Origin of the sequence: Janthinobacterium lividum (genome assembly GCF_011601275.1) — a bacterium.
Lineage (GTDB): Bacteria > Pseudomonadota > Gammaproteobacteria > Burkholderiales > Burkholderiaceae_D > Janthinobacterium > Janthinobacterium lividum_E.
This window is the reverse complement of the sequence record NZ_JAAOLY010000016.1, coordinates 75,435-101,589: the sequence shown is the minus strand read 5'-3', so window position 1 is coordinate 101,589 and position 26,155 is coordinate 75,435. Positions and strand designations below refer to the sequence as shown.

The following is a 26,155-nucleotide window of genomic DNA, read 5'->3' as shown; positions in this document are numbered from 1 at the left end:
TTGGTCAGAGTAGTCATAGAGAGGTAAAAAACAAATGCCGCAAACTAAAACGGATTCGGTCAAGGAATTTGATTTCACTGGCAAGGACTTCGAACGGGTCCGCGCCATGATTTACAAGCGGGCCGGCATCGCGCTGGCCGACAGCAAGCAGGAAATGGTCTACAGCCGCCTGGCCAGGCGATTGCGCGCGACCGGCATCTCCTCGTTCGTCCGCTACCTGGACGACCTGGAAGCGGGCCGCATGGGCGACGAGTGGGAGGCGTTCACGAATGCGCTGACGACCAACCTGACGTCGTTCTTCCGCGAGGCGCATCACTTCCCGCTGCTGGCCGAGCATGTGAAAAAGCTGAGCGGGCCGATCACCATCTGGTGTTCGGCCAGTTCCACCGGCGAAGAGCCGTACTCGATCGCCATGACGGTGTGCGAGGCGTTCAATACGCTCACGCCGCCCGTCACCATCATCGCCACGGACATCGACACGAACGTGCTGGCCACGGCCGCCAATGGCGTCTACAACCTGGACCGGCTCGACAAGATGCCGGCCGACCGTGCGCGGCGCTTTTTCTTGCGCGGCAAGGGCGACCGCGAAGGACAGGTGCGGGTGCGCCCGGAACTGCGCCAGATGATCACCTTCAAGCCGCTCAACCTGCTGGCCGACGGCTGGCCATTGACGGGGCAGTTCGACGTCATCTTTTGCCGCAACGTGATGATTTATTTTGACAAGGCGACGCAGCGCAAGATCCTGTCGCGCTTTGTGCCATTGATGAAGCCGGATGCCCTGCTGTTTGCGGGCCATTCGGAGAATTTTCTGTACGTGTCGGATTCATTGAAGCTGCGCGGTAAAACAGTCTATGAGCTCGACCAGCCCCGGGGCACCGCGCCCAAGGCACCGTCGCATCGTACATGAGAGTGAAATATGAGCCTGGAATCCAAAGAGCAATTCGCCACTAACGTCTATTACGACAGGACGTTCAACTGTGACGCCGCCAAGATCTTGCCTGGTGAGTATTACTTTACCAACAAGGACATGCTGATCGTCACCGTACTCGGCTCCTGCGTCTCGGCCTGCATCCGCGACCGCGTCACGGGCCTGGGCGGCATGAATCATTTCATGCTGCCCGATGGCGGCAGCGATCCGAACAGCCCGATTTCCGCGTCGATGCGCTATGGCACCTACGCCATGGAAATCCTGATCAACGATTTGCTGAAGGCGGGCGCGCGGCGCGAGAACATGGAAGCGAAAGTGTTCGGCGGCGGCGCCGTGCTGCGCGGCTTCACGGCGATCAACGTGGGCGAACGCAATGCGGCCTTCGTCATCAATTACCTGAAGGCGGAAAAGATGCGCGTGGTGGCCGAAGACCTGAACGACATCCACCCGCGCAAGGTGTACTTCTTCCCCCGCAGCGGCAAGGTGCTGGTGAAAAAACTGATGCAGACGCATAACGACACTTTGGTGCGCCGCGAACTCGATTACGCCAGCCGCCTCAAGGTCGCGCCGGTGGGCGGCGAAGTCGAACTGTTCTGACAAACACCAGACCAAACCTGCTGCGCGTCGAGCTGTGCGGCTTGCGGCGGTTTGTCCGGTGTACTAATTTAATAAGGAATACGGGCCGCAAGGCCTGGAAGGATAACTATGAAGATCAAGGTATTGATCGTGGATGACTCGGCGCTGATCCGCAGCGTCATGACGGAAATCGTAAACAGCCAGCCCGACATGGAAGTGGTGGGCGCGGCGCCCGATCCGCTGGTGGCGCGCGAGATGATCAAGCAGACCAACCCCGACGTGCTGACCCTCGACGTCGAGATGCCGAAGATGGATGGCCTGGATTTCCTGGAAAAGCTGATGCGCTTGCGCCCGATGCCGGTATTGATGGTGTCGTCCTTGACCGAGCGCGGTTCGGAAATCACCATGCGCGCGCTGGAACTGGGCGCCGTCGATTTCGTCACCAAGCCGAAGATTTCCATCCAGAGCGGCATGCGCGAGTACACGGACATGATCGCCGACAAGATCCGCGCCGCTTCGAAGGCGCGCATCCGTGCGCGCACCCTGCCGTCGGCCGGCGACAAGGTGGCCGCGCCGCTGCCTGCGCTGCGCAGCCCGCTGACGTCGAGCGAAAAGCTGATCATCGTGGGCGCCTCGACGGGCGGCACGGAAGCGATCCGCGAATTCCTCATGCAGATGCCGTCCGATTGCCCCGGCATCCTGATCACGCAGCACATGCCGGAAGGCTTTACGCGCTCGTTCGCGCGCCGCCTCGATTCCCTGTGCAAGATTTCGGTGCAGGAGGCGGCAGGCGGCGAACGGGTGCTGCCCGGCCACGCCTACATCGCGCCCGGCCATTCGCACCTGACCCTGACGCGCAGCGGCGCCAACTACATGACCAAGATCGACCAGGGCGAACCGGTGAACCGCCACCGCCCGTCCGTCGATGTGCTGTTCCGTTCGGCCGCGCAATCGGCCGGTAAAAATGCCGTCGGCGTGATCCTCACCGGCATGGGCAAGGATGGCGCACAAGGCATGTTGGAGATGAAGGCCGCAGGAGCGTATAATTTTGCGCAGGATGAAGCCAGTTGCGTGGTGTTCGGCATGCCGCGCGAGGCGATCGCCGTCGGTGCTACGCATGAGGTCGGCGCTCTGACGGCGCTGCCTGGCATGGTGTTGGGACACCTGGCCGCGCATGGCATGCGTGCTTTGCGCGTGTAAGCCACGTTTTATATGATCTGAGGCAAGTTTGTTCGCCTAAAAGCAACGAAAATGCTATCCTACAACTTGCTGCCGTAGTGTCGACCATAATGTCGGCATTCATGTCGATATTATTAACAAACCGCTACAGAAACAACGGAGTTATTCATGGCTGATCCAAAGATGAAATTTTTAGTCGTTGACGATTTTTCGACGATGCGCCGCATTGTCCGGAATCTGTTGAAGGAACTGGGTTATGCCAACGTCGATGAGGCGGAAGATGGCGTGATGGGCCTGGCCAAGCTGCGCGCGGAATCGTATGATTTCGTCGTCTCGGACTGGAACATGCCAAACATGGATGGCCTGACGATGCTGCAGCATATCCGCGCCGATCCCGCACTGGCCAAGCTGCCCGTGCTGATGGTCACCGCCGAAGCGAAAAAAGAAAACATCATCGCCGCCGCGCAAGCTGGCGCCAGCGGTTATGTCGTCAAGCCGTTCACGGCCGCGACCCTCGATGAAAAGCTGAACAAGATTTTCGAGAAGCTGGAAAAAGCCGGCGCCTGATCACGGCTTGATACCAATCAAGAAAAACGCTGCCCGTGCAAACCGGCAGCGTTTTTTTTCGTCGGCTTGCGTCTTGCTTACACCAGGCCGCCATTCGCGCGCAGGGTTTGCCCGTTGATCCAGCGGCCATCCGGCCCTGCCAAAAAGGCCACGGCGGCGGCGATGTCGCCCGGCGTGCCCAGGCGTTCCAAGGGCGCCATCTTGCCCATGCGCAGTATCGTTTCTTCCGTCTTGCCATTCAAGAACAGGGCCGTCGCCGTAGGGCCGGGGGCGACGGCGTTGACCGTGATGTTCTTGCCGCGCAGCTCCTTGGCGAAGATATTCGTCATCGTCTCGATGGCCGCCTTGGTGGCGCCGTAGATGGAGTAGCCGGGCAGGGCCAGGCCAATCACGCTGGTCGAGAAATTGATGACGCTGCCGCCGTGGCGCAAACGCGTCGCCGCCTGGCGCATGCTGTTGAAGCTGCCCTTGACGTTGATGGCGAACAGGCTGTCGAAGGTGGCGTCGTCCGTGTCGGCCAGGGCAGGCAGTGCGGGCGGCATGATGCCGGCGTTGTTGACCAGCACGTCGACGCCGCCGTAGGCTGCCTCGGCCGCATCGAACAGTGCTTGCACGTCGCTTGCCTCGACCACGTTGGCCTTGACGGCGATGGCGGCGCCCCCGTCGGCCACGATGGCCGCCACCAGTTGCTCCGCCTCCACGTTAGCGCTGGCGTAATTGACGACGACCTGCATGCCGTCGCGCGCCAGGCGGCGGGCGATGGCCGCGCCGATGCCGCGCGAAGCGCCCGTGACGATGGCGACCTTGGCGGGGCTGGATGTTGTGTTCATGGCTGTTCTCCTGTCGTGGTGGGAAGCCCGCATGCTGTCGCTGCGAGCCGGTGCAGCCATTGTGATCTTTATCGATCTGTGGATAAAGATGGCATTGATGGTTTCAGCGTGCAAATTACATCAACAATGGTTGCTGGCTTGTCCGGTATGGGCAGGCCAGATCACAGTGCCTGCAAGTAATTGCGCAAAGGAATGAAATATTTCCTAAAGTTAACTTTACACGTCAAATAATTTGGCCCATGATCGCTGCAGTATTCCACCTTTGTCCCCGACCCCGACAAGAAGGAGCGCACGATGCGCCGAGCACCCGTATTATTTTTCGCCCTGAGCACGGCCCTGTTGGCGGCCTGTGGCGTGAGCCTTGAACAAACCGCCGTGGCGCCTGTCGCGTCTGTCGAGATGCAGGAGCCGGCCGCGCAGCCGCCTGCCGAAGCGGATGGTCGACATGCCTATCTGCACCGCGTGGGTGGCCAGGATTATGTCAGCCTGAGCCAGAATGGTCCCGAGGGCGGCTTGCCTATCCTCACGGGCACGCAGCGCCATGCGCGCGCCATCCGCCTGCTGGCGGCCGATCCGGCCCAGGTACGGGCCATCCTGCGCAGCCTGAGGCTGCCCGCGAACCAGCGCAAGCTGTGGGCGGGGGAGGAAATCGTGCTTGATGCGGCCAGCTACGACATGCTGCAAGCGGCCCGCGGCAGCAACAAGCCGCTGTTTGCCGAACTCAAGTTGGTGGGGATGGAGAAGTAGAGAAAGAAACGGGGCCGAATGACCCCGCTGTGACTGCGCTTAGATTTCCAGATTGTCGATCAATCTGGTCTGTCCCAGCTTGGCGGCGGCCAGCACCACCAGCGGTTCGCCTGCGGCCAGTTCGGCGGCGCTAGGCGCTTGCAGGTTGGCGCGCTTGCGCACGGCGATGTAGTCCGATTTCCAGCCCCGGCTGTTCAACAGCCGCATGCTGGCCTGTTCCAGTTCGCCCACGGCCAGGTTGCCCTTGCGCACTTCCTCGGCGACGAAATTGAGACCCTTGTACAGTTCCGGCGCTTCCGCGCGTTCGCTTTCCGACAAATACATATTGCGCGACGATAAGGCCAGGCCATCGTCGGCGCGGTAGGTTTCCGCAGCGATGATTTCCGTCGGCAGCGCGAACTGGCGCGCCATGTTGCGGATGATCATCAGTTGCTGGTAATCCTTCTTGCCGAACACGGCCACGCGTGGGCCCACACACGAAAACAGCTTGGTGACGACGGTGCACACGCCTTCGAAGAAACCGGGGCGGAATTCGCCTTCCAGCGTATTGCCCAGGTCATCGGGCGGGCGCACGCGGTATTCCTGCGGTTCCGGATACAGTTCCTTTTCCGTCGGCGCGAACAGCACGTACACGCCCTCCTTTTCCAGCTTGGCGATATCGGCGGCCATGGTGCGCGGATATTTTTCGAAGTCTTCGTTCGGGCCGAATTGCAGGCGGTTGACGAAGATCGAGGCGACGACGGGGTCGCCATGCTTGCGGGCCAAACGCATCAGCGACAGATGGCCTTCGTGCAGGTTGCCCATGGTGGGGACGAACGCCGTGCGCAGCTGTCCGCTGAGCTGGTCGCGCAATTCTTCGATGTCGGAAATAATTTTCATGGATTGCTTTCGCTAAAACCCCGTTGTACGGTGGTCAGTGACAAAGGGAAGGGGTCAGGCGGGCGAATAGGCCAGCCGGACGTAGATGGGGGCAAACGGTTCTGCCTGCGTGATTTCGATCAGGGTTTCCTTGGCCAGTTCGAGCAGGGCCACGAAGTTGACCACCACCACGGGCACGCCGCCGGCAATGTCGAACAGTTCGCTGAACTCGACGAAACGCGACGATTGCAAATGGCGCAGGATGCTCGACATGTGCTCGCGCACGGACAGTTCCTGGCGGCTGATGCGGTGATGCTGGGTCAGCTTGGCGCGTTTCAGCACGTCGAGCCACGCCTGCTGCAAGTCCACCGGTTCCACGTCGGGCCAGGTGGGCGTCAGGCTTTGCTCGATGAAAATCTGCGTGCGCACGAAATCGCGCTCGAACTGGGGGATGGCGTTCAGGTCGTAGGCGGCCAGCTTGATCTGCTCGTACTCGAGCAGGCGGCGCACCAGTTCGGCACGGGGGTCGCCGCCATCTTCCTCGACGTCGCTTTTGCGTGAAGGCAAAAGCATGCGCGACTTGATCTCGATCAGCATGGCGGCCATCAACAGATACTCGGCGGCCAGTTCCAAGTTGCGCACGCGGATCTGGTCGACATACTTCAGATATTGCAGGGTCACCTGCGCCATCGGAATATCGAGAATGTTGAAGTTTTGCTTGCGGATCAGGTAGAGCAGCAAGTCGAGCGGGCCTTCGAAGGCTTCGAGGAAGATTTCCAGCGCATCCGGCGGAATGTACAAATCCGTCGGCATGCGCATCATCGGCTCGCCATACAGGCGGGCGATGCCCAGCGGGTCGGCGGCGGGCGCCGTGTCCGTTACTGCCGTGGCGGATGCTGCAGGGTCGCCGCTGCCGTCGCCGTCAGCGACAGGTTGGGGCGACTCGATGACTGCGCCGGCACCGGAAGCGTCGGCTTCCGGCGTGACTGCAGACTCTTCAGGCAACATCGTGCCGGTTCCAGATCTTAGTTCTTGTTCTGGTAGACGTAAGCCTGTTGCTTGACGGCCGACGCCAGTTGGCGTTCCTGCTCATCGATGCTGACGGCCGGCTTGTCCCACAGCAGGGCGCGGCCCGCTTGCTGGCCCGCTTCCATGTCAGGGTTCTTGGCCTTCAGTTCGGCGATGAACAAGGTGTGGTCGGATACGTAGTTGTTGTGTTTTGCAGGCAGTTTCATATTCTCTTCTGAGTGTCTTATGGGTAAGGTCAGCCGGCCGTATTTTACCGCGCCGTGCGGCTTGGCGGGTTGTTGTATCGGCAAGTACGGGGCGAAATTGCTAAAAATCAATAACGCAGCAAACGCCGCATCACCATCGGCGCCGGTTCGGCGGGGTTGGCATGCGAATATTCCAGTTCTTCGGCCAGGTCGAATTCGAAGGCCGCATAAAAATCGATCAGCTTGCGCTGGTCGCGCCGTACGGCCAGGCGCAATTCCTCTGCCTGGCACGACAGGCCGTGATGAATGATGGCTTCGAGCAAATGTTGCGAAACGTGGCTGCCCCGGTAGGCGGGCAGCACACCCATGCGTGAAATCTTCCAGATGGCGGGATCGCTGTCGAGCGGCATCCAGCGCAGCGAACCAGCTGGAATGTCGTCGATCAGCAACAGAAAACCGCCGCCGTGGCGCAATTGCTCTTCCACTTGCTGCGCCGTCTCGTGGTGCCCACTGGACGAGGCCGCGACCTTGCCGGCCCACGCGGCGCGGGTCAGCTCGGCCATCAGCTGTGCATCGGCATTTGTTGCTTCGCGCACCACGATATTCATCATCGGTCCTTGTGCGTGCTTAGCGGATGCGCATGCCAGGTTCGGCGCCCGGCCATGGGTTCAGGATGTAGATACCCGGATTGGCCTTCTCGTCGGCGGCCGAGGCGGCCATGACCATGCCTTCGGAAATGCCGAACTTCATCTTGCGCGGCGCCAGGTTGGCCACCAGCACCGTCAGCTTGCCGACCAGTTCTTCCGGCTGGTACGCCGAGCGGATGCCCGAGAATACATTGCGCAGGCGGCCTTCGCCGGCATCGAGGGTCAGGCGCAGCAGCTTGTCCGAGCCGTCGACCAGTTCGCAGTTGACGATTTTCGCGATGCGCAGGTCGACCTTGAGGAAGTCGTCGATCTTGATCTCGGGCGCCAGTTCTTCGATGGCGGCAGCGGTCGCCACTGGAGCTGCGGCGTCATTCGCGGCCTCGCCGGCTGGCGCGGCAATGGCGGCGGCCGCTTGCGGCGCGTCGAACAGCGCTTCGATCATCTTTGCATCCATGCGCGTCATCAAGTGGCTGTAGGCGCCGATGGTACGGCCCAGCATGCTGTTCGAGACGGCGTCGCCAAACACCTGCGTGTCGGCCCAAGTAAACTCGGCGTCGTTGAGGAACGATGCCACGTTCTTCGCTACGCCCGGCAGGACCGGCGACAGCAGGATCGTCAGCTGGCGGAACAGGATCAGGGCCGTAGTGCACACGTCGTGCAGTTCGGCCGTCTTTTCGACGTCCTTGGCCAGGATCCATGGCTTGTTTTCATCGACATACTGGTTGGTGATGTCGGCGATTTCCATGATCTCGCGCAAGGCCTTGCCGAATTCGCGGTTTTCAAAGTGCGCGGCGATGCTGGCCTGGCGCTCGACGATGACGCCGTTGACGTCCACCGTCAGCGCGCGGTTGATCCAGCTTTGCGCGCCTTCGGACAGCGTCGACGCCAGCTTGCCGTCGAAACGCTTGGCGATGAAGCCTGCGCAGCGGCTGGCGATGTTCACGTACTTGCCGATCAGGTCGCTGTTCACGCGGGCGACAAAATCTTCGCCGTTGAAGTCCAGGTCTTCCACTTTCGAGTTCAGCTTGAAGGCGATGTAGTAGCGCAGCCATTCCGGGTTCATGCCCAGGTCCAGGTAGCGCAGCGGCGAAATGCCCGTGCCGCGCGACTTAGACATTTTCTCGTTGTTGACCGTCAGGAAGCCGTGCACATTGACTTTCAGTTTGTCGATCACCGGGTGATTGGCGAACTTCAGCATGGCGGGCCAGAACAGCAAGTGGAAGGAAACGATGTCCTTGCCGATGAAGTGGATCTGTTCCGTCGACGGGTCATTCAGGAAGGCGTCGAAATCGATGCCTTTCTTGTCGCAATAGTTTTTCAGGCTGGCCAGGTAACCGACGGGCGCATCCATCCACACATAGAAGAATTTACCTGGCGCATCGGGAATCGGGATGCCGAAGTAGGGCGCATCGCGCGAGATATCCCAGTCGGCCAGCTTTTCACCCGCTTCGCCCAGCCATTCGCTGACCTTGTTGACCATTTCAGGCTGCAAGCGGCCTGGGGTGTTGAGCCAATCCTTGAGGAATTCGAAGCAGCGCGGGTCGGACAGCTTGAAGAAATACTGTTCCGACGGCTTCATCACGGGCGTCGCGTTGGTAAACACGGAGAACGGGTTGACCAGGTCGGTCGGCTGGTAGGCGGCGCCGCACACTTCGCAATTGTCGCCGTACTGGTTCTTGGCGCCGCATTTCGGGCATTCGCCCTTGATGTTGCGGTCGGCCAGGAACATGCCCTTGACCGGGTCGAAGAAGCGGTCGACGGTTTTCGTGACGATCAGGCCCGTATCGCGCAACTTGCGGTAGATCGATTGCGACAGGTCGACGTTTTCAGGCGAGTCGGTCGAATACCAGTTGTCGAAGGCGATATGGAAGCCATCGAGGTACTGGGCGCGGCCGGCGGCGATGTTGGCGACGAATTGCTGCGGCGTGATGCCTTCCTTTTCGGCGGCGATCATGATGGGCGTGCCATGCGTATCGTCGGCGCCCACAAAGTGCACTTCACGGCCGGCTGCGCCATCGCGTTGCATTCGCTGGAACCGGACCCAGATATCGGCCTGGATGTATTCCATGATGTGGCCAATGTGAAAAGCGGCGTTTGCGTAAGGCAGGGCAGTGGTGACGAACAGCTTGCGAGTCATGATTGATGCACTTTTGGGATGGATAATAGGACATTTTAACAGCGGAAACGCAATATGAGCAGATGCAGCGCCGGCAAGTGATGCTTTTGCCTCCATCGCGCATGGCGATTTTGCGCTAGACTGCGCGTATTGCATACGGAGATAGTCATGAGCATCACAGTAGAAGACGTCAAGGCCGCACTGGCCCAGGTTATTGATCCCAATACACATAAAGATTTCGTTTCCAGTAAAACCGTCAAGAATCTGAAGGTCGACGGTGATGATATTTCCCTCGACATCGAGCTGGGCTACCCCGCCAAGAGCCAGATCGACCTGATCCGCAAATCCGTGCTGGCCGCCTTGCGCGTGCTGCCGGGCGTGGGCAACGTCAGCGTGGGCGTGTCGTCGAAAATCATTTCGCACACGGTGCAGCGCGGCTTGAAGCCAATGAGCAACGTGAAAAACATCATTGCCGTCGCTTCCGGCAAGGGCGGTGTTGGCAAATCGACCACGGCCGTCAACCTGGCCCTGGCCCTGGCGGCCGAAGGCGCCACCGTCGGCATGCTCGACGCCGATATCTACGGCCCGTCGCAGCCGATGATGCTGGGCATCAGCGGCCAGCCGAAGACGCTGGACGGCAAGAGCATGGAGCCGATGGAAAACCACGGCCTGCAAGTGTCGTCGATCGGCTTCATGATCGATCCGGACGAGCCGATGGTGTGGCGCGGCCCGATGGTCACGCAAGCCTTGCAGCAATTGCTCGACCAGACCAACTGGCGCGACCTCGATTATTTGATCGTCGACATGCCGCCAGGCACGGGCGACATCCAGCTGACCCTGTCGCAAAAAGTCCCCGTCACGGGCGCCGTCATCGTCACGACGCCGCAGGACATCGCGCTGCTGGACGCGCGCAAGGGCTTGAAAATGTTCGAGAAAGTCGGCATTCCTATCCTGGGCGTGGTGGAAAACATGAGCACGCACATCTGCTCGAACTGCGGCCATGCGGAAGAAATCTTCGGCGCCGGCGGCGGTGCGAAAATGTGCGCCGACTTCGGCGTGGAATTCCTCGGCGCCTTGCCGCTCACCATGGCGATCCGCCAGCAGACGGATTCGGGCACGCCCACCGTCGTGGCCGAGCCGGAAGGCCCCGTCGCCGTGATCTACAAGCAGATCGCCCGCACCATCGCGATCAAGGTGGCGGAAAAGGCGAAGGACATGACGAGCAAGTTCCCGTCTATCGTCATCAAGAACGACTGATTGTTAGGCTTGGCGCTCCCATGCGCCATTGTCAGCAGGAATATGGTTTCATGCAGTCCGTGTTGTTATTAAACAAGAGGAGACATCATGCAATTGAACACCGTATTTCTGCGCCAGGCCGCAGCAGTGATTGCCGGCAGCCTGCTGGCCGCCAGCGCGTTTGCGCAATCCGTTTCCTTCGTCGAGCCCGTGGATGGCGCGACAGTGACCAGTCCTTTCAAGGTCAAGTTTGCCGTCAGCGGCATGGACGTCAAGCCGGCCGGCGACATGACGGCGAAGACGGGCCACCACCATCTGCTTATCAATACAGGGCCGATGAAGGCGGGCGAGATGATACCCATGGATGACAAGCATTTGCACTTCGGCAAAGGACAAACGGAAACGGACGTCACCTTGCCGCCGGGCCAGTACACCCTGACCATGCAGTTTGCCAATGGCGCGCACCAGTCGTATGGGCCGGAGTTGAGCAAGAGCATCAAGGTGATGGTCAAGTAAGCCAGGCATAGTCTTCTGTTTTGCATCAGGCCGGGTTCCAGCGATGGAGCCTGGCCTTTTTCTTGTGATTGCTTCTGTCATCAGTGCGTCATATAGTCGGCGTATGCTGCCCGGTGGCCTAACTTTTGATGAGCGGATATGACGAAACATTTCTCCCTTTCCCGGCAACTGGCGCAGGCGCTGCTGCTGGTCGCTGGCGTGGCGGCGTGCCAGGCGCATGCGGCCAAGGTGGTTCCTGCCGTTGCCTCTGCGGCGCAGCCGAAGCTGGTCGTCGTGCTGGTAGTGGACGGTTTGCCGCAAGAGCAGGTGACGCGCTACCGCGACCAGTTCGGCCAGGGTGGTTTCCGCCGCCTGCTGGAGCAGGGCGCGTGGTTCAGTGATGCGCACCAGGCGCATGGCATCACGGTTACCGCCATCGGTCACTCGGCCGTGCTGTCGGGCGCCTACCCTTACCAGCATGGCGTGATCGGCAATAACTGGATCGATCCCGTCACAAAGAAATCCGTGTACTGCACCGAGGATGGCAATTTCCACTACATCGGCGAAGACACGCAACCCGACGACGGCACGGCGCCGACCAGGCTGCGCGTGAGCACACTGGGCGATGAGTTGCGCTATTCGACGGGCGACAAGGCCAAGGTCGTCACCGTGTCGGGCAAGGACCGCGGCGCTATCCTGCTGGCCGGGAAAACGGGCACGGCGTATATGTACATGGAAAAGACGGGCAACTTCGCCAGCAGCACCTACTATATGCAGCAGCACCCGCAATGGGTGCGGCGCTACCAGGCGGCCAAGCCGCAGGACCGCTATTACGGCAAGAGCTGGACGCCGCTGCTGGCCGATTCGGCCTATGCGCGCGACGCCCGTGATGATCTTGTGGCGGCCAAGCCGGGCACGCGCAACACCTTCCCGTTCGCCTATTACAGCGACAGCGGCAAGCTCGATGGCGAGTACTACAGCCGTTTGAAGTCCGGTCCCTTCCTCGACGAGCTGACCCTGGAATTCGCCCGCGCCGCCATCGACGGCGAAAACCTGGGCCGCAATCCGGCCGGCGTGCCCGATATCCTCGGCGTGAGCCTGTCCGCGCACGACTATGTGAACCATGCCTACGGCCCGGAGAGCAAAATGTCGCACGACCACCTGCAGCGCCTGGACCGCATGCTGGCCGGCTTCTTTCTTGACCTCGATAAAAAAGTCGGCATGGACAACGTGCTGGTGGTGCTGACGGCCGACCATGGCTTTGCCAATGTGCCGGAATTTGCCGAAACGCGCGGTTTCTCCGCCAAACGCATCGATGGCGCCAAACTGGTCGATGCCTTGAACCAGCACCTGGCGACAAACCTGGGCATCGACAAGCTGGTGACGGCGTCTTCGCTGCCGAATATCTACCTTGATTACGCGCTGGCGGAAAAGAGCGGCGTTCATCGTGCCGCCCTGGAAGACGCGGCGGCCCGCTTTCTGATGCAGCAGGACGGCCTGGCGCAAGTCTACACGCGCACGCAGATGGAAACGGGAGCCGTCGCCACGCGCATGGACACCCTGATGCGCCGCGCCTGGAACCGCCAACTGTCGGGCGACCTGATGGTCGTTACAAAACCGGCCTGGTACTTCGGCAAGGGCAGCGGCGGCACGTCGCACGGCACGCCGTACACCTATGACACCAACGTGCCGCTGATGGTCTTCGGCCCCCGCTGGATCAAGCCGGGCGCCTATGGCCAGTACGCGGAAGTGGTCGACATCGCCCCGACGCTCGCCCACCTGCTGCGCATACGCCAGCCGTCGGCGTCGGAAGGGCGGATTTTGACGGAAGCGGTGCGCTAACGATTTTGGCCTGTGGTGTTGTCGGCTTGCGCGCTGTGCGCTAAGCCGATCTACGATGACTAACCCGACCTACGCGGTTTGCGTGTCGGCGTCGCCACCAACACGACCGGCGTTGGCCTTGCGACGAGCGTAGGTCGGATTAGCGGGGCAAGCCCCGTAATCCGACAACAACGTTGGCAAAACCGCTTACAACAACCAGTCGATAGGCAGGACCGACAGAATCGCCACCCCCATGCGCTTCCACACGCTGGTGCCCGGTTCCGTGTCGTAGCGCGTGGTGGCGCCGCTTGCGTCGCGGGCGAGCCAGTACAGCGCGCCGTCGTCGCCAAGCAGTACCTGGTAGGCGCGCTGCGGGATGGTGGTGAGCATGGCTAGGCCCAGCTGGCTGGCCAGCGCGGGGCTGTCGATGACGAGGCCCATTTCCGTATTCAACTCGATCGAGCGCGGGTCGAAGTTGAACGAGCCGACAAAGATGCGCTGGTCGTCGACGGCAAAGGTCTTCGCATGCAGGCTCGATGCGGAGCTGCCGAAGCGGCCAGTCTGTTCGCGCGCGTCGCCTGCTCCCCACGAGCGTCGCGATTCATACAGCAGCACGCCCGCTTCCAGCAAGGGCTTGCGCCACTTCGCATAACCGGCATGCACGGCCGCCACGTCGGTCGCTTCCAGCGCATTCGTCAGGATGCGCACGCCCACGCCCTTTTTCGCCAGGTCGGCAAACGCTTGCGTGCCCGATTTGCCGGGCACGAAATACGGCGACACCAGGTCCACTTCCTTTTCCGGCACGCCGAGCAGGTTTTGCAGGTTTTCCGCCACGCCCGTGCCCGGCCTGGCCTTGTCCAGCACCTTGGCCGGGTCGTCGCTGACCATGCGCGTCCTGGCCCATTCGAAGGGCAGGGTGCGTTCCATCATCTGCTTGACGAAGGGCGAGGTGCGCAGCGCCTGCACGTATGCCTCGGCCGCCTTGCTGTCGTCGATGCGGTCCGCTTCGGCGGAGATGGTGGCCGCGTCGCCTTCGACAGGGCTGGTCAGCAGCAGCCTGGCCGGGTAGGCCGAGGCGCTGTTCCAGTAGCGGTCGAAATCGTGCGAGACATCGCCGACGACGGGGCCGATGGCCAGCACGTCCAGGTCGGCGAACAGCACGTCGCCGGCCGCGCCAAAATATTCGTCCCCCACATTGCGCCCGCCAACGATGGTGGCCTGGTTATCGGCCGTGAACGATTTGTTGTGCATGCGCCGGTTGAGACGGGAAAAATCCGTGGCAAAGGCCAGCGCGCGCGGCGCGCGGGGAATAAAGGGATTGAACAGGCGGATTTCCAGATTCTGCTGATTGCCCAGCATGGCCAGGGTCTGGTCCAGGCCCGCCGTGTTGTTATCGTCGAGCAGCAGGCGCACGCGCACGCCCCGTTCTGCCGCCTGGCGCAAGGCGTCGAACAGCAGGGTGCCCGTGATGTCCTTGTGCCAGATGTAGTACTGCACGTCCAGGCTGCGCTGGGCAGCGGCGGCCAGCAGGGCGCGCGCGGCAAACGCGTCGCGCCCGTCGACCAGCGGATAGATGCCGGACACGCCCGGATGCTGCGCCACCATGGGCGCAATGGCCGTGGCCAGTTGGGTATGTGCCGTATCGGCGATGACATTTGAGGGGATGCGGCTTTCCAGCGAGGGCAGTGAAGCGCAGCCGGCGAGGACGGCGGACAGCAGCAGCGGCAGCAGCCGGCTGGCGCTGCGTGAGGGTAGTGCGGGAACGGGCATGGCGGGCTTTCATCGAGTTGCCCCGATGTTAGCAGATGCGCATGCCCGCACGCGGGGCGGTTTTAGAGTTGTTCCAGTGCGATCAGCTCGGCCACCGTCTGGCGGCGGCGGATCAAGCGGGACTGGTCTCCATCGACCAGGTATTCGGCCGCATGGGGGCGGCTGTTGTAGTTCGACGACATCGACGCGCCATACGCGCCCGCGCCTTCGAAGACCACGTAGTCGCCCACCTGCGCTGCTGGCAGTGAACGGGTTTCCACCACGCCGCCATCGCGCTGGGTGAAGACGTCGCCCGATTCGCACAGGGGGCCGCCAACCACGGTGGCGCGTGCGGGGCTGGCGTCCAGGGCACGGCCATCATGCGCGATCACCGACATTTCATGGTAGCTGCCGTACATGGCGGGGCGCATCAGTTCATTGAAGCCCGTGTCGAGCAGGGTGAAATGGTTGCCGCCCATTTGCTTGGTGGCGCGCACTTCGGCCACCAGCAGGCCCGCGTCGGCCACGAGGAAGCGGCCCGGTTCGATTTCCAGGTGCACGGGATGGCCCAGGTGCGCCTCGATCTGCTTGCGCGCCGCATCCCACAGCTGGAAGTAGTGGTTCGTGTCGACCGGCTGCTCGCCTTCGCGGTAAGGCACGGACAAGCCGCCGCCCGTGGAAATGGCTTCGATGTCGTGTCCCATGTTCTTGACCAGGTCGACCATGGTGCCGCAGACGGTTTCCAGGTGGCTGTAGTCGACGCCCGAGCCGATATGCATGTGCAGGCCCACCAGGTGCAGGCCATGGGCGCGGATGACGGCCAGCGCCTCCGGCAGTTCTTCGTGCCAGATACCGTGCTTGCTGTTTTCGCCGCCCGTGTTGGTCTTGTTGCTGTGGCCATGGCCATAGCCGGGATTGATGCGCAGCCAGACGCGGTGGCCGGGTGACACGGGGCCCAGCTGGCGCAGCATGTCGACGGAGCCGCAATTGACTTCGATTTTTTCTGCCGCCACGCGCGCGAGGGTGGCGCGGTCGAACAGGTCGCAGGTGAACACCACGCCGGCGGCGCCATGCGTTTGCGCCGGCGTAAAGCCCGCCTGCAGCGCGCGCTCGATTTCGCCCAGCGACACGGCGTCCACGTGCACGCCTTCCTCGCGCATCAAGGTGAGCAGATGGATGTTGGAATTTGCCTTTTGCGCAAAGCGCACGGTGTCGAACTGCGCCAGCTGCTGGACGCGCGCGCGGATGGTGGCCGCGTCATACACCCACAATGGCGTGCCGTGTTCCTGGGCGAGTTGGGCGAGGGTCTGGTCGGTGACGGGCTTCATCGTGTGCTTTCGGTGGAATGAGGAGTAACTGCATGATGGCTGATTGATCTTCGAATATAAAATATCCATTTAGCTCTACCTTATTCATTTATGATATGGGCATGACTATCTCCCTGCGCCATATCGAGGTCTTTCGCGCCATCATGACGACGGGCAGCGTGACGGCGGCCGCCGCCATGCTGCATACCTCGCAGCCCACCGTCAGCCGCGAGCTGGCGCGCCTCGAGCATTTGACGGGCCTGACCCTGTTCGAGCGCGAGCGGGGGCGGCTGCGCCCGACCGCCCAGGCGCTGCAGCTGTTCGAGGAAGTGCAGCGCGCATACTTTGGCCTGGAGCGCATCGTCAGCACGGCGGCGGCCTTGCGCCAGTTCGACCAGGGGCAGTTGTCGATCGCCTGCCTGCCAGTGTTTTCCCAGTCGCTGTTGCCGCAGGCGTGCAAACGCTTCGTCGCCGACTTTCCCAAGGTGAGCATCAGCATCACGCCGCAGGAGTCGCCGCTGCTGGAGGAGTGGCTGTCCGCGCAGCGCCACGATATCGGCCTGACGGAAGTGGGCAATGCGCCGCCGGGCACCGCGCTCGCCACCCTGATGTCCGTCGATGAAGTGTGCGTGCTGCCCGATGGCCATCCATTGGCAGGCAAGATGACCTTGGCGCCGGCGGACTTCGCGGGCCAGCCTTTCATCAGCCTGGCCGCCGTCGACCCGTATCGCCAGCAGATCGACGCCATCTTCGCGCAGGCCGGCGTGGAGCGGCGCATGGCGCTCGATACGCACAGCGCCGCTTCCGTCTGCGCCATGGTGCGCGAAGGCGTGGGCCTGGCCATCGTCAATCCGCTCACGGCCCTCGATTATGCGGGGCAGGGCTTGCAGATCCGCCGCTTTGCCGTGTCCTTGCCGTTCACCGTGAATCTGGTCAAGCCTTTGCACCGGCCCTTGTCGCAACTGGTGGCCCTGTTCGAGCAGGCGCTGCATGCCCAGGCGGAGGAAGTGAAAAGGCGCTTGCTGCAGCTGTGACGGCGCTTGTGGAGCGGCGGCGGTCAACAGAGTAAAATGGCGTTTTACTTATTCAAGCCAGATTACTTCGATGACCACAACCGCTACTCCCGTCCGTACCCGTTTTGCTCCCAGCCCGACCGGCTATCTGCACCTGGGCGGCGCCCGCACCGCTTTATACAGCTGGGCGTATGCCCGTCACTTCGGCGGCACCTTCGTGCTGCGTATCGAAGACACGGACGTGGAGCGCTCCACGCCGGAAGCCGTGCAAGCCATCATCGAAGGCATGAAGTGGCTGGGCCTGGACCACGACGAGGGCCCGTTCTACCAGATGGCCCGCATGGACCGCTACCGCGAAGTGGTGGCGCAGATGCTGGCCGAAGGCACGGCATACCACTGCTATTCGTCGCCGGAAGAAGTCGAAGCGATGCGCGAACGCATGCGCGCCGCTGGCGAAAAGCCGCGCTACGACGGCACCTGGCGCCCGGAACCAGGCAAGACCCTGCCTGCCGTACCAGCGGATCGCAAGCCCGTCGTGCGTTTCAAGAATCCGCTCGATGGCGACGTGAGCTGGGACGACGTGGTCAAGGGCACGATCACGATCTCGAATCGCGAACTGGACGACCTGGTGATCGCGCGTCCGGACGGCACGCCGACGTATAACTTTTGCGTGGCCGTCGATGACTGGGACATGCAGATCACCCACGTAATCCGCGGCGACGATCACGTCAACAACACCCCGCGCCAGATCAACATCCTGCGCGCCATCGGCGCACCGCTGCCGCTGTACGGCCACCTGCCGATGATTTTGGGTGCGGACGGCGAAAAGCTGTCGAAGCGCCACGGCGCCGTCAGCGTGATGGATTACCCGGCGCAGGGCTTCCTGCCGGAAGCGATGCTGAACTACCTGGCGCGCCTGGGCTGGAGCCATGGCGACGATGAAGTGTTCTCGACCGAGCAGTTCTGCGAGTGGTTCAATCTGAACCACCTGTCCAAGTCCGCCGCCCAGTTCAACAATGAAAAACTGGCCTGGCTGAATAACCACTATATCAAGCAGGCCGACAATACCCGCCTGGCCGACCTGGCGCGTCCGCAAATGGTCGCCGCCGGCGCCGTTTTCGAAGGCGCGCCGGACCTAGCGCAAGTGCTGGGCATGATGAAAGAGCGGGCCAACACGGTCAATGAACTGGCTGCCGCCTCGATGCTGTTCTTCCGCGAGCCGCAGCCGGAAGCGGCGCTGGTCGAGCAGCACATTACGGACGCCATCAAGCCCGTGCTGGCGCAGTTCGCCGAGCGCATCGCCACGGTGGAGTGGAGCAAGGAAGCCGTCGCCGCCATGATCAAGGAAGTGCTGGCCGCCAACACCATCAAGATGCCGCTGCTGGCCATGCCTTTGCGCCTGATTTTGACGGGCCAGCTGCAGACGCCTGCCATCGACCAGGTGGTGGTGATCTTCGGCCGCGACACCGTGCTGGCGCGCCTGGCAAAGTGGCTGTAACCGCCGCTCTTAAATACGCGTAAAAATACGGCGCGGAAACCGCCCCTATGAAAAGTTGCTCATAGACGAAAAAGGGTATTTGCAGAGTGAAACTTCTTTGCTATACTCTTGTTTCTGCACCAACGGGGGTATAGCTCAGCTGGGAGAGCGCTTGCATGGCATGCAAGAGGTCAGCGGTTCGATCCCGCTTACCTCCACCAGCAGCAATGATGTTGCTTGTTGTAGTGGTGCAGATGTTGTTTGGAAGTTCCGCGGTCCCCATCGTCTAGAGGCCTAGGACATCACCCTTTCACGGTGAGTACAGGGGTTCGAATCCCCTTGGGGACGCCAGGTAGTTGTGGTATAGTAGTGGCAGTTGTTTGTACTGATTGTTGTAAGTTCAGGGCCGTAAAAAGCGGAATCTGGATGGAAAGCAAGTAGTGGAACAAAGTCGCCAAGTGCGGCTTTTATTATTTCTGCGCCCGGGGGGTATAGCTCAGCTGGGAGAGCGCTTGCATGGCATGCAAGAGGTCAGCGGTTCGATCCCGCTTACCTCCACCAACAGCGCAGAGGTAGAGCAGCAAACTGTAGAAGTAAAAATGTAGTACCGAGGTCCCCATCGTCTAGAGGCCTAGGACATCACCCTTTCACGGTGAGTACAGGGGTTCGAATCCCCTTGGGGACGCCAGTTTAGTCTGGTGTTGTAGTAAGGAAGTAGTAGTGTTTCTGCGCCCGGGGGGTATAGCTCAGCTGGGAGAGCGCTTGCATGGCATGCAAGAGGTCAGCGGTTCGATCCCGCTTACCTCCACCAACAGCGCAGAAGCAGGTAGTAAATAAATCAAAGTCGCCTCGAGCGGCTTTTTTTATTCTGGCGAAGTATTTCCGCCATAGCCTCGGGGGAATATGGCTAAGCTGTTAGCGCGCTTGCATGGCATGCAATGGGTCAGCGGTTGGCTCCCGCAAACCTCCACCAACAGCGTAGAAATCACACAGTAATCAAAGTCGCCTTGAGCGGCTTTTTTTACGTCCGTTTATTAATCGTCATATCCCTCGGATGAGGAGGGCGTAGGTCGGATTAGCGCAGCGTAATCCGACAATGCCACCGTCTAAATCAATATCCGATCCCCATAGGGAGATCCCTGCAAATAAGATGGAAAATAAAACCCCCGGCAGTTGATTTCGTGAATCACCCCGTGCTATACTTCGCGCACGCTTTTTTGAGGGGCTAAGCAAAGCCTTCAACGAAGAGTCCGCTGAGAGTAAAGCCAGCACAGGTCCCCATCGTCTAGAGGCCTAGGACATCACCCTTTCACGGTGAGTACAGGGGTTCGAATCCCCTTGGGGACGCCAGGATTTAGTTGTAAAGTAAGAGTGGCAGTGCTGAACGGGCCTGACAAGTCAGGCTTTTTTTGTTTCTGCCATATTGCTGCAGTACCGGGTCAGGATGCAAAGTAGTGCATTCAGGACAGATTTCTGTCCCCATCGTCTAGAGGCCTAGGACATCACCCTTTCACGGTGAGTACAGGGGTTCGAATCCCCTTGGGGACGCCAGATTCGCCAGTAGTAATGCAAGTAACAGGTCGGGATGCAAAGCAGCGCATCCAGGACAGATTTTCTGTCCCCATCGTCTAGAGGCCTAGGACATCACCCTTTCACGGTGAGTACAGGGGTTCGAATCCCCTTGGGGACGCCAGACCGGCTGAATCAGCCAACAAAAAAGCCGCCTGGTAACAGCGCGGCTTTTTTGTTATGGGCCGCCATGTCACGTTTTTCTCTTCCCTATTAAATATGCCATTAGCTACCGATCGCGCACCCTCCCTGGCCATCTTCTGCAAAGTCGTCGACAACTACGGCGATATCGGCATTTGCTGGCGCCTCGCGCGGCAGTTGAGCGGCGAGCACGGCGTGGCCGTCACCCTGTGGGTCGATGATTTGGCCAGTTTCCAGCGCATCTGCCCTGAAATCGATGTGGCGGCCGAAGCGCAACAAGTATGCGGCGTCACGATACGCCACTGGCGCGGCCAGGATGGCGTGTTTGCGCCGGCCGATATCGCCGACATCGTCATCGAATTCTTTGCCTGCGACATTCCGCCTGGCTATATCGCCGCCATGGCGCAGTGCGCGCCGCAGCCCGTGTGGCTGAACCTGGAAGGCTTGACGGCGGAAGAGTGGGTCGAGGGTTGCCATGCGTTGACGTCGCCGCGCCACGGCATGATCAAGCATTTCTTCTTCCCGGGCTTTACGAACAAGACGGGCGGCTTGCTGCGCGAAGCGGCGCTCGACGAGCGGCGCCTGGCGTTCCAGTCCGATGCGCCCGCCATGGCGGCATTCCTCGGGCAATTCGGCGTGACGGCGGCGGACATGCGCGCCTTGAAAATATCGCTGTTCTGCTATCCATCCGCGCCCGTCGCCGAGCTGTTTGCGGCCTGGGAGTCAGGGAGCGAACCCGTGACGTGCATGGTGCCGGAAGGCGTCGCGTTCGACGCCGTTCAGGCGTTTATCGGCGGCGATGCGGCGGTGCCCGGTGCGGCGCGCACGCGCGGCGCGCTTACCGTGCGCGTGCTGCCGTTCGTGCCGCAGGACGATTACGACCGCCTGCTGTGGGCCTGCGACGTGAACCTGGTGCGCGGCGAGGACTCGTTTGTGCGCGCGCAATGGGCCGGCCGGCCGTTTCTCTGGCATATCTACCTGCAGGATGAAAACTTGCATCACGTGAAATTGCGCGCCTTCCTGCAGCGCTATGCGGCGGATGCGGACGGCGTCATCGACAGCCTGGTGCAGGCGGCGCTGGCCTGGAATGGTGCCGGCGCGGACGCCTTGCCGTGGGCGCAGCTGTGGCCCGCATTGCAGGCCGATTTGCCGCGCATCCGGGCGCGCGCGCAGGATTGGCAGCGGCAGATGCAGGCTAATGGCGATCTGGCAAGTAACTTGCTGGCGTTCGCTGGCGCGACGAGATAGGCGCTTGCCCAAAATTAAGGTAAAATGCCCGGTTATTTCTAACGTATTTTTAACCGATCAAACGCAAGCTTGCGGCGCTGATGGCGCACAGGCGGCAGATGGTCTTCATGCAACCCACTTTTTACGTACATTCCTATGAAACCCGCAAAAGAAATTCGTGTTGGCAATATCATCATGGTCGACAGCAAGCCTATGATCGTGTTGCGTTCTGATGTCAACGGTTCGAGCCGCACGGGCTTCACCTACAAATGGAAGATGAAAAATCTTCTGACGAACACCCCGATGGAAAACGTGTTCCGCGGCGACGACAAGTTCGACGTCGTTGTTCTGGATAAAAAGCCAGTAACGTATTCGTACTTCGCCGATCCGCTGTTCGTTTTCATGGACACCGAGTACAACCAGTACGAAATCGAAGAAGAAAACCTGGGCGAAGCGCTGAACTACCTGAAAGATGGCATGGAATGCGAAGCCATTTTCTACGACGGCAAAGCGATCTCCGTTGAACTGCCGACGACCATCGCCCGTCAAGTGGTGTACTCGGAGCCAGCGGTCAAGGGCAACACGTCGGGCAACGTCCTGAAAGAAGCCAAGATCGAAAACGCCATCGACGCGCACCGCCACACCGTGCAAGTGCCGCTGTTCGTGGCACAGGACGACGTCATTGAAATCGACACCCGTACCAACGAATACAAGCGTGTCGTACGCAACTGATAGAGCCTTGCACTGCGCCGCTCTCCTGGACTGGCAAACGCCGGCCTGGCTTGCTCCAGTGCTGGACCATCAAGAAACGCTGCCTTCGGGCGGCGTTTTTTTTTGCTTAAAAAATAATTCCCTTCAACAACAATTGAGTTGCAAGGACTGCTATGCTATGGCTAGCACATTATTGCGTTAGAAACACTGAGGTTTCCTGGAGATACGATGCAGCGCAGTCAGATGTTACGCAGTGGCGCGTCCCGGAGCGTGTCGCGCCCCGTACTGGCCCGTGCCACGGCGCCGGCCAGTCCCATGGCCAATCTGCTCGACGCGGGCGTCTTGCCGCAACAGCAGATGATGCAGGCAGGCAAACTCAGTTCCCATGCGCTGACGTCGCAGTACCTGGCCCGAATCCGCTCCTTGTGCAGCATAGGCGCGCGCGCCTATCCCGGCATTGAAATCAATCCCGATGCGCTGAAAATCGCCCTGGAAATGGACCGCGAGCGGCAAGTGCACAAGGTGCGCGGCCCCTTGCACGGTATTCCCGTCGTCTTGCGCGACAATATCGCCACGGGCGACCGCATGAAGACGCGCACGCAAGCGCCCCTGGCCACGCATGCCAGCTGCGATTCCTTCGTGGCGGCGCGCTTGCGCGCGGCCGGCGCCGTGATCATCGGCAAAAGCAATTTGCGCCAGTGGGCCGCCGTCAGCGTGCCGCATGCCAGTGCCAGCTGGGCGGGGCTCACCATCCTGGCCGTCGACAGCGCGGCGGACGGCGCCATCGTCGCGCCGGCTTCAAACTGCGGCCTGGTCGCCATCAAGCCTTCGGGCAGGGCTGTAGGCGGGCAGGGCGGCGAGCCAGCCATGGCTGGACCGATGGCCCCCAGCGTGCGCGAGGCAGCGTGGCTGCTGGCCGCCTTGAGCGGCGAGCGCCTGGCCGATGGCACGGTGTTCGATGCCGCCGGCTTGCGCGGGCGCCGCATCGGCGTGGCGCGCAAGCTGTTCGGCCTGTGTGCCGGGACCGATGCCGTGATCGAACAGGCGCTGCACGTGCTGCGAGAGCAGGGCGCGGAACTGATCGAGCCGCCGCCCGCGTCCGGGGCTGGCGACATCGAAGCGCTGCTGCGTTCGCATGCGCTCGATGCGTTGGTGGGTCCCACCTGCCATGGCGTGGCACCGCCGCATTCCGACTTGCCGCATATTACGGTGCCTGCCGGCGTGGTCGAGGGCTTGCCGGTCGGCTTGTCCTTCATCGGCCCTGCTCACGGCGACATGCCGCTCATTGCGATGGCGTATGCCTACGAGCAGGCGACTTTGCACCGGTGCACGCCCGCACTGCCATCGAGCATCACTTTGGCGCTGCGTCGACCATGACGATTCTTTTGTTTTCTTTCGATAAATTATGCTTGCAACCTTGCTGCTGATCGCGGCCGCGGCCGCCACCTCCACTCCTTTTGATGCCGAGCAACTGTCCGGCAGCTGGTCCGACAGCGTGAATACGAATAGTGTGTGCGAAGAAGCGCGCCACTTCACGCGCATGCAGCTATCCGACGATCACCGGCGGCTGGCGATCTTCAACGACCGCACGTGGAAAAGCAAGCTGGGCGAAACCAACCGCTTTGCCGCGACGGTCGTGGCGGAAACGGAGCATAGCCTGACGTTACGCTATGACAATGAAACCCGCCTCAATGCCGCCGGCAAGCTGGTGGAATGGCAGTTGATCATCGTCGCGCCCGGCGTGTACCGCTGGCGCGAGACGGGCTGGCCGGAAGGCAAGGTCAACGGTGTTGTCGGTATTCGCTGTTCTCCCTGATGCCCGTGTGCAAGATGCCATTCTGCTATGCTGCGCCTGTTATCGATGTTTTTAGGAGATTACATGTCCACACGTTTGCTCTTGCCCCTGTTCATGGGCGCTGCCGTGGCGCTGGCCGTTATGCCGGCGCAAGCGCGTACGTCCAAATTGTCGCTGATCGAGCAGGCGCAAAGTTGTGACGGCGGCCATACCTGTCCGTATTTCCCCGACGTCTACAAGGCGGACTACGCCTTTCGCACGGCCTTCAATGTCGGCTTGAAAAAGGCTGGCCTGAAACGGCAGCGCTGGGTGCCCGATGGCGTGGCCAGCCCGCTCAAGCCGGTCGAGATCGACGGCAAGGCGCGCCTGTTGAGCAGCGTCTGCGAACCGCACAATTGCGGCCACCGCTATTCCATTTTGTACGATCCGGTCGCGCGCAGCATGACGGGCGTGTACATGGGCAGCGATGCCAAGGGAGAACTGCGCACCGTGTACTTCGGCGAGCCCAGCATCGCTGAAGCCGACTTGCTGTACAAGAACTGATGCACGCGCCATTACGCATTTCCAGCGAGCGCGACGAACTGGACGTGCCCATGATCCACCGCTACCTGAGCGAACAGTCGTACTGGAAGCGTGGCGTGGCGATCGAAACGGTGCGCAAGGGGATCGCCAACGCGCTGTGTTTCGGCGGCTATGTAGATGGACAGCAAGTGGCGTTCGCCAGGGTCATCACCGACTACACGGATTTTGCCTACCTGCGCGACGTGTTTGTGCTGCCGCAATACCAGGGACGCGGCTATGGCAAGCAGATGGTGGCCGCCGTACTCGGCGATGCGCGTCTGTGCGATGTCGTCTGGATGCTGGGCACCGACGATGCGCATGGCCTGTATGCAGGCTTTGGTTTTGCGCCGCTGGAGGCGCCGCAAAAGTACATGCGCCGCCCCGCGTCAGTAAAATTATCAAAAAAATAGTTGATTCCATAAAAACTATTGATATTGTCGTATCAGATTAATATTGCCTTGATAATGACAATATGTCATTATGCGCGCTCTGCTGCGCTTGCGCAGCCGTACTTTGTTGGTGTTTTGCCTTGCCATCGCCATGCGGTGAGGGCGAGCTGAATGAGCGGTCTGACCGGTCGTCCCCTGGGTACGTTTTTTCGACAATGTAAAGGAATACATCATGAAACAATATGGCGCCGAATTTCTCGGCACGTTCTGGCTGGTACTGGGCGGTTGCGGCAGCGCCGTGCTGGCCGCCGCTTTCCCCGGCCTTGGCATCGGCTTTGTCGGCGTGGCGCTGGCGTTTGGCTTGACGGTGCTGACCATGGCTTACGCCATCGGCCACATCTCGGGCTGCCATCTGAATCCCGCCGTCTCGATCGGCCTGTGGGCCGGCGGCCGTTTCCCTGCCAATCAACTGTTGCCATACATCATCGCGCAAGTGCTGGGCGCCATCGTGGCTGGCGGCGTGCTGTACGTGATCGCCAGCGGCCAGGCCGGTTTCGACGTCAGCAAGGGCTTTGCCTCGAACGGTTTCGGCGCCCACTCGCCGGGCGGCTATTCGATGCTGTCGGCGCTGGTCATTGAAATCGTGCTGACGATGTTCTTCCTGATCGTCATCCTGGGCGCCACCGACAAGCGCGCGCCGGCCGGCTTCGCCCCGCTGCCGATTGGCCTGGCGCTGACCCTGATCCACCTGATCAGCATCCCCGTCACCAACACCTCCGTCAACCCGGCCCGCAGCACGGGCGTGGCCCTGTACGTGGGCGACTGGGCGACAAGCCAGCTGTGGCTGTTCTGGCTGGCACCGATCATCGGCGCCTTGCTGGGCGCGCTGGCCTACCGCCTGATCGCCGGCGAAAAAGAGTAGGTCGGCTTGGCCCGCAGGGCGTCAGCCGACAATTGCCGGCTTACAACTTGACGAAAGCAGCCTTCGGGCTGCTTTTTTCG

Annotated in this window: 26 protein-coding genes and 8 tRNA genes; 26 read left to right on the top strand and 8 right to left on the bottom strand. The window is 61.1% G+C overall.

The window, feature by feature from the left end:
- Nucleotides 1-34 precede the first annotated feature (34 nt).
- From GYK42_RS22375 to cheY, 4 genes are all read left to right on the top strand, one after another.
- A complete protein-coding gene (locus GYK42_RS22375; RefSeq protein ID WP_058048492.1) occupies nt 35-907 on the top strand; it encodes a CheR family methyltransferase in 873 nt (290 codons plus the stop codon).
- A 9-nt stretch (nt 908-916) separates the two neighbouring features.
- The gene (cheD, locus tag GYK42_RS22370; RefSeq protein WP_034758343.1) at nt 917-1,525 is read left to right on the top strand and encodes a chemoreceptor glutamine deamidase CheD; all 609 of its coding nucleotides are present in this window, start codon (nt 917-919) and stop codon (nt 1,523-1,525) included.
- A 108-nt stretch (nt 1,526-1,633) separates the two neighbouring features.
- Nucleotides 1,634-2,704, top strand: coding sequence for a protein-glutamate methylesterase/protein-glutamine glutaminase (locus GYK42_RS22365; RefSeq protein WP_035826603.1), 1,071 nt, complete (start codon nt 1,634-1,636; stop codon nt 2,702-2,704).
- A 147-nt stretch (nt 2,705-2,851) separates the two neighbouring features.
- Nucleotides 2,852-3,250, top strand: a complete 399-nt coding sequence (gene cheY, locus GYK42_RS22360) for a chemotaxis response regulator CheY (RefSeq protein WP_010396677.1) — start codon at nt 2,852-2,854, stop codon at nt 3,248-3,250.
- A 77-nt stretch (nt 3,251-3,327) separates the two neighbouring features.
- On the opposite strand, the gene GYK42_RS22355 is transcribed toward cheY, so the two are convergent.
- Complete coding sequence (locus GYK42_RS22355; RefSeq protein ID WP_240943708.1) at nt 3,328-4,080, bottom strand: SDR family oxidoreductase; 753 nt, start codon at nt 4,078-4,080, stop codon at nt 3,328-3,330.
- On the opposite strand from GYK42_RS22355, the gene GYK42_RS22350 reads away from it, so the two are divergent.
- Nucleotides 4,079-4,276: a hypothetical protein gene (locus tag GYK42_RS22350; RefSeq protein WP_166449200.1), complete on the top strand. Its 198-nt coding sequence runs from the start codon at nt 4,079-4,081 to the stop codon at nt 4,274-4,276. The two genes, GYK42_RS22355 and GYK42_RS22350, sit on opposite strands and share 2 nt — an antisense overlap.
- Before the next feature lie 98 nt (nt 4,277-4,374).
- Nucleotides 4,375-4,827: a hypothetical protein gene (locus GYK42_RS22345; protein WP_166449259.1), complete on the top strand. Its 453-nt coding sequence runs from the start codon at nt 4,375-4,377 to the stop codon at nt 4,825-4,827.
- A gap of 39 nt (nt 4,828-4,866) precedes the next feature.
- Here GYK42_RS22345 and panC read toward each other — a convergent pair whose 3' ends face one another.
- The 5 genes from panC to metG all read right to left on the bottom strand — a co-directional run bounded on the left by panC (nt 4,867) and on the right by metG (nt 9,683).
- Nucleotides 4,867-5,706 (bottom strand): pantoate--beta-alanine ligase, encoded by an 840-nt coding sequence (gene panC, locus GYK42_RS22340; RefSeq protein ID WP_166449258.1) that lies wholly within the window; start codon nt 5,704-5,706, stop codon nt 4,867-4,869.
- A gap of 54 nt (nt 5,707-5,760) precedes the next feature.
- The gene (locus GYK42_RS22335) at nt 5,761-6,693 is read right to left on the bottom strand and encodes a segregation and condensation protein A (protein WP_166449257.1); all 933 of its coding nucleotides are present in this window, start codon (nt 6,691-6,693) and stop codon (nt 5,761-5,763) included.
- A gap of 17 nt (nt 6,694-6,710) precedes the next feature.
- Nucleotides 6,711-6,920, bottom strand: coding sequence for a DUF3460 family protein (locus GYK42_RS22330; protein ID WP_166449256.1), 210 nt, complete (start codon nt 6,918-6,920; stop codon nt 6,711-6,713).
- Between the two features lie 107 nt (nt 6,921-7,027).
- Nucleotides 7,028-7,507, bottom strand: coding sequence for a GNAT family N-acetyltransferase (locus tag GYK42_RS22325; RefSeq protein ID WP_034778216.1), 480 nt, complete (start codon nt 7,505-7,507; stop codon nt 7,028-7,030).
- Between the two features lie 19 nt (nt 7,508-7,526).
- Nucleotides 7,527-9,683, bottom strand: a complete 2,157-nt coding sequence (gene metG / locus GYK42_RS22320; RefSeq protein WP_166449255.1) for a methionine--tRNA ligase — start codon at nt 9,681-9,683, stop codon at nt 7,527-7,529.
- Between the two features lie 147 nt (nt 9,684-9,830).
- On the opposite strand from metG, the gene apbC reads away from it, so the two are divergent.
- The 3 genes from apbC (at nt 9,831) to GYK42_RS22305 (ending at nt 13,235) form a co-directional block, all read left to right on the top strand.
- On the top strand, nt 9,831-10,919 hold the full coding sequence (apbC, locus tag GYK42_RS22315) for an iron-sulfur cluster carrier protein ApbC (RefSeq protein WP_034758315.1): 1,089 nt from the start codon (nt 9,831-9,833) through the stop codon (nt 10,917-10,919).
- A gap of 87 nt (nt 10,920-11,006) precedes the next feature.
- Complete coding sequence (locus tag GYK42_RS22310; protein WP_166449254.1) at nt 11,007-11,414, top strand: DUF4399 domain-containing protein; 408 nt, start codon at nt 11,007-11,009, stop codon at nt 11,412-11,414.
- Nucleotides 11,415-11,552: 138 nt separating this feature from the next.
- Entirely contained in the window at nt 11,553-13,235 is a 1,683-nt protein-coding gene (locus GYK42_RS22305; protein WP_240943707.1) for an alkaline phosphatase family protein, read from the top strand.
- Nucleotides 13,236-13,421: 186 nt separating this feature from the next.
- Here GYK42_RS22305 and GYK42_RS22300 read toward each other — a convergent pair whose 3' ends face one another.
- Nucleotides 13,422-14,984: a phospholipase D family protein gene (locus GYK42_RS22300; protein WP_166449253.1), complete on the bottom strand. Its 1,563-nt coding sequence runs from the start codon at nt 14,982-14,984 to the stop codon at nt 13,422-13,424.
- A 62-nt stretch (nt 14,985-15,046) separates the two neighbouring features.
- Nucleotides 15,047-16,291, bottom strand: coding sequence for a diaminopimelate decarboxylase (lysA, locus tag GYK42_RS22295; protein ID WP_166449252.1), 1,245 nt, complete (start codon nt 16,289-16,291; stop codon nt 15,047-15,049).
- A 101-nt stretch (nt 16,292-16,392) separates the two neighbouring features.
- Here lysA and GYK42_RS22290 point away from each other — a divergent pair, with 101 nt between their 5' ends.
- The 17 genes from GYK42_RS22290 (at nt 16,393) to aqpZ (ending at nt 26,075) form a co-directional block, all read left to right on the top strand.
- Entirely contained in the window at nt 16,393-17,304 is a 912-nt protein-coding gene (locus GYK42_RS22290) for a LysR family transcriptional regulator (protein ID WP_046684828.1), read from the top strand.
- Nucleotides 17,305-17,374: 70 nt separating this feature from the next.
- Nucleotides 17,375-18,781 carry a glutamate--tRNA ligase gene (gene gltX / locus GYK42_RS22285; RefSeq protein WP_166449251.1) on the top strand — a complete coding sequence of 469 codons (1,407 nt, stop codon included), beginning with the start codon at nt 17,375-17,377 and terminating at the stop codon, nt 18,779-18,781.
- A gap of 124 nt (nt 18,782-18,905) precedes the next feature.
- Nucleotides 18,906-18,981, top strand: a tRNA-Ala gene (locus GYK42_RS22280).
- A gap of 54 nt (nt 18,982-19,035) precedes the next feature.
- Nucleotides 19,036-19,111 (top strand) — tRNA-Glu (locus tag GYK42_RS22275).
- A 134-nt stretch (nt 19,112-19,245) separates the two neighbouring features.
- Nucleotides 19,246-19,321 (top strand) — tRNA-Ala (locus tag GYK42_RS22270).
- Nucleotides 19,322-19,372: 51 nt separating this feature from the next.
- Nucleotides 19,373-19,448, top strand: a tRNA-Glu gene (locus GYK42_RS22265).
- Between the two features lie 47 nt (nt 19,449-19,495).
- A tRNA-Ala gene (locus GYK42_RS22260) sits at nt 19,496-19,571 on the top strand.
- A gap of 463 nt (nt 19,572-20,034) precedes the next feature.
- Nucleotides 20,035-20,110 (top strand) — tRNA-Glu (locus GYK42_RS22255).
- 125 nt (nt 20,111-20,235) lie between these two features.
- A tRNA-Glu gene (locus GYK42_RS22250) sits at nt 20,236-20,311 on the top strand.
- Nucleotides 20,312-20,377: 66 nt separating this feature from the next.
- Nucleotides 20,378-20,453: transfer RNA gene (locus GYK42_RS22245), tRNA-Glu, on the top strand.
- A gap of 95 nt (nt 20,454-20,548) precedes the next feature.
- Nucleotides 20,549-21,718: an elongation factor P maturation arginine rhamnosyltransferase EarP gene (gene earP, locus GYK42_RS22240; protein WP_166449250.1), complete on the top strand. Its 1,170-nt coding sequence runs from the start codon at nt 20,549-20,551 to the stop codon at nt 21,716-21,718.
- A 135-nt stretch (nt 21,719-21,853) separates the two neighbouring features.
- Nucleotides 21,854-22,429 carry an elongation factor P gene (locus GYK42_RS22235; RefSeq protein WP_034758247.1) on the top strand — a complete coding sequence of 192 codons (576 nt, stop codon included), beginning with the start codon at nt 21,854-21,856 and terminating at the stop codon, nt 22,427-22,429.
- Nucleotides 22,430-22,678: 249 nt separating this feature from the next.
- Complete coding sequence (locus tag GYK42_RS22230) at nt 22,679-23,785, top strand: amidase family protein (protein ID WP_346768150.1); 1,107 nt, start codon at nt 22,679-22,681, stop codon at nt 23,783-23,785.
- 28 nt (nt 23,786-23,813) lie between these two features.
- Entirely contained in the window at nt 23,814-24,224 is a 411-nt protein-coding gene (locus GYK42_RS22225) for a hypothetical protein (protein WP_166449248.1), read from the top strand.
- Nucleotides 24,225-24,287: 63 nt separating this feature from the next.
- On the top strand, nt 24,288-24,746 hold the full coding sequence (locus GYK42_RS22220; protein ID WP_166449247.1) for an Ivy family c-type lysozyme inhibitor: 459 nt from the start codon (nt 24,288-24,290) through the stop codon (nt 24,744-24,746).
- Entirely contained in the window at nt 24,746-25,174 is a 429-nt protein-coding gene (locus tag GYK42_RS22215) for a GNAT family N-acetyltransferase (protein WP_166449246.1), read from the top strand. Before GYK42_RS22220 ends, GYK42_RS22215 begins: the two co-directional genes overlap by 1 nt.
- A 211-nt stretch (nt 25,175-25,385) precedes the next feature.
- The gene (gene aqpZ, locus GYK42_RS22210) at nt 25,386-26,075 is read left to right on the top strand and encodes an aquaporin Z (protein WP_058048505.1); all 690 of its coding nucleotides are present in this window, start codon (nt 25,386-25,388) and stop codon (nt 26,073-26,075) included.
- The last annotated feature ends 80 nt before the right edge of the window (nt 26,076-26,155 follow it).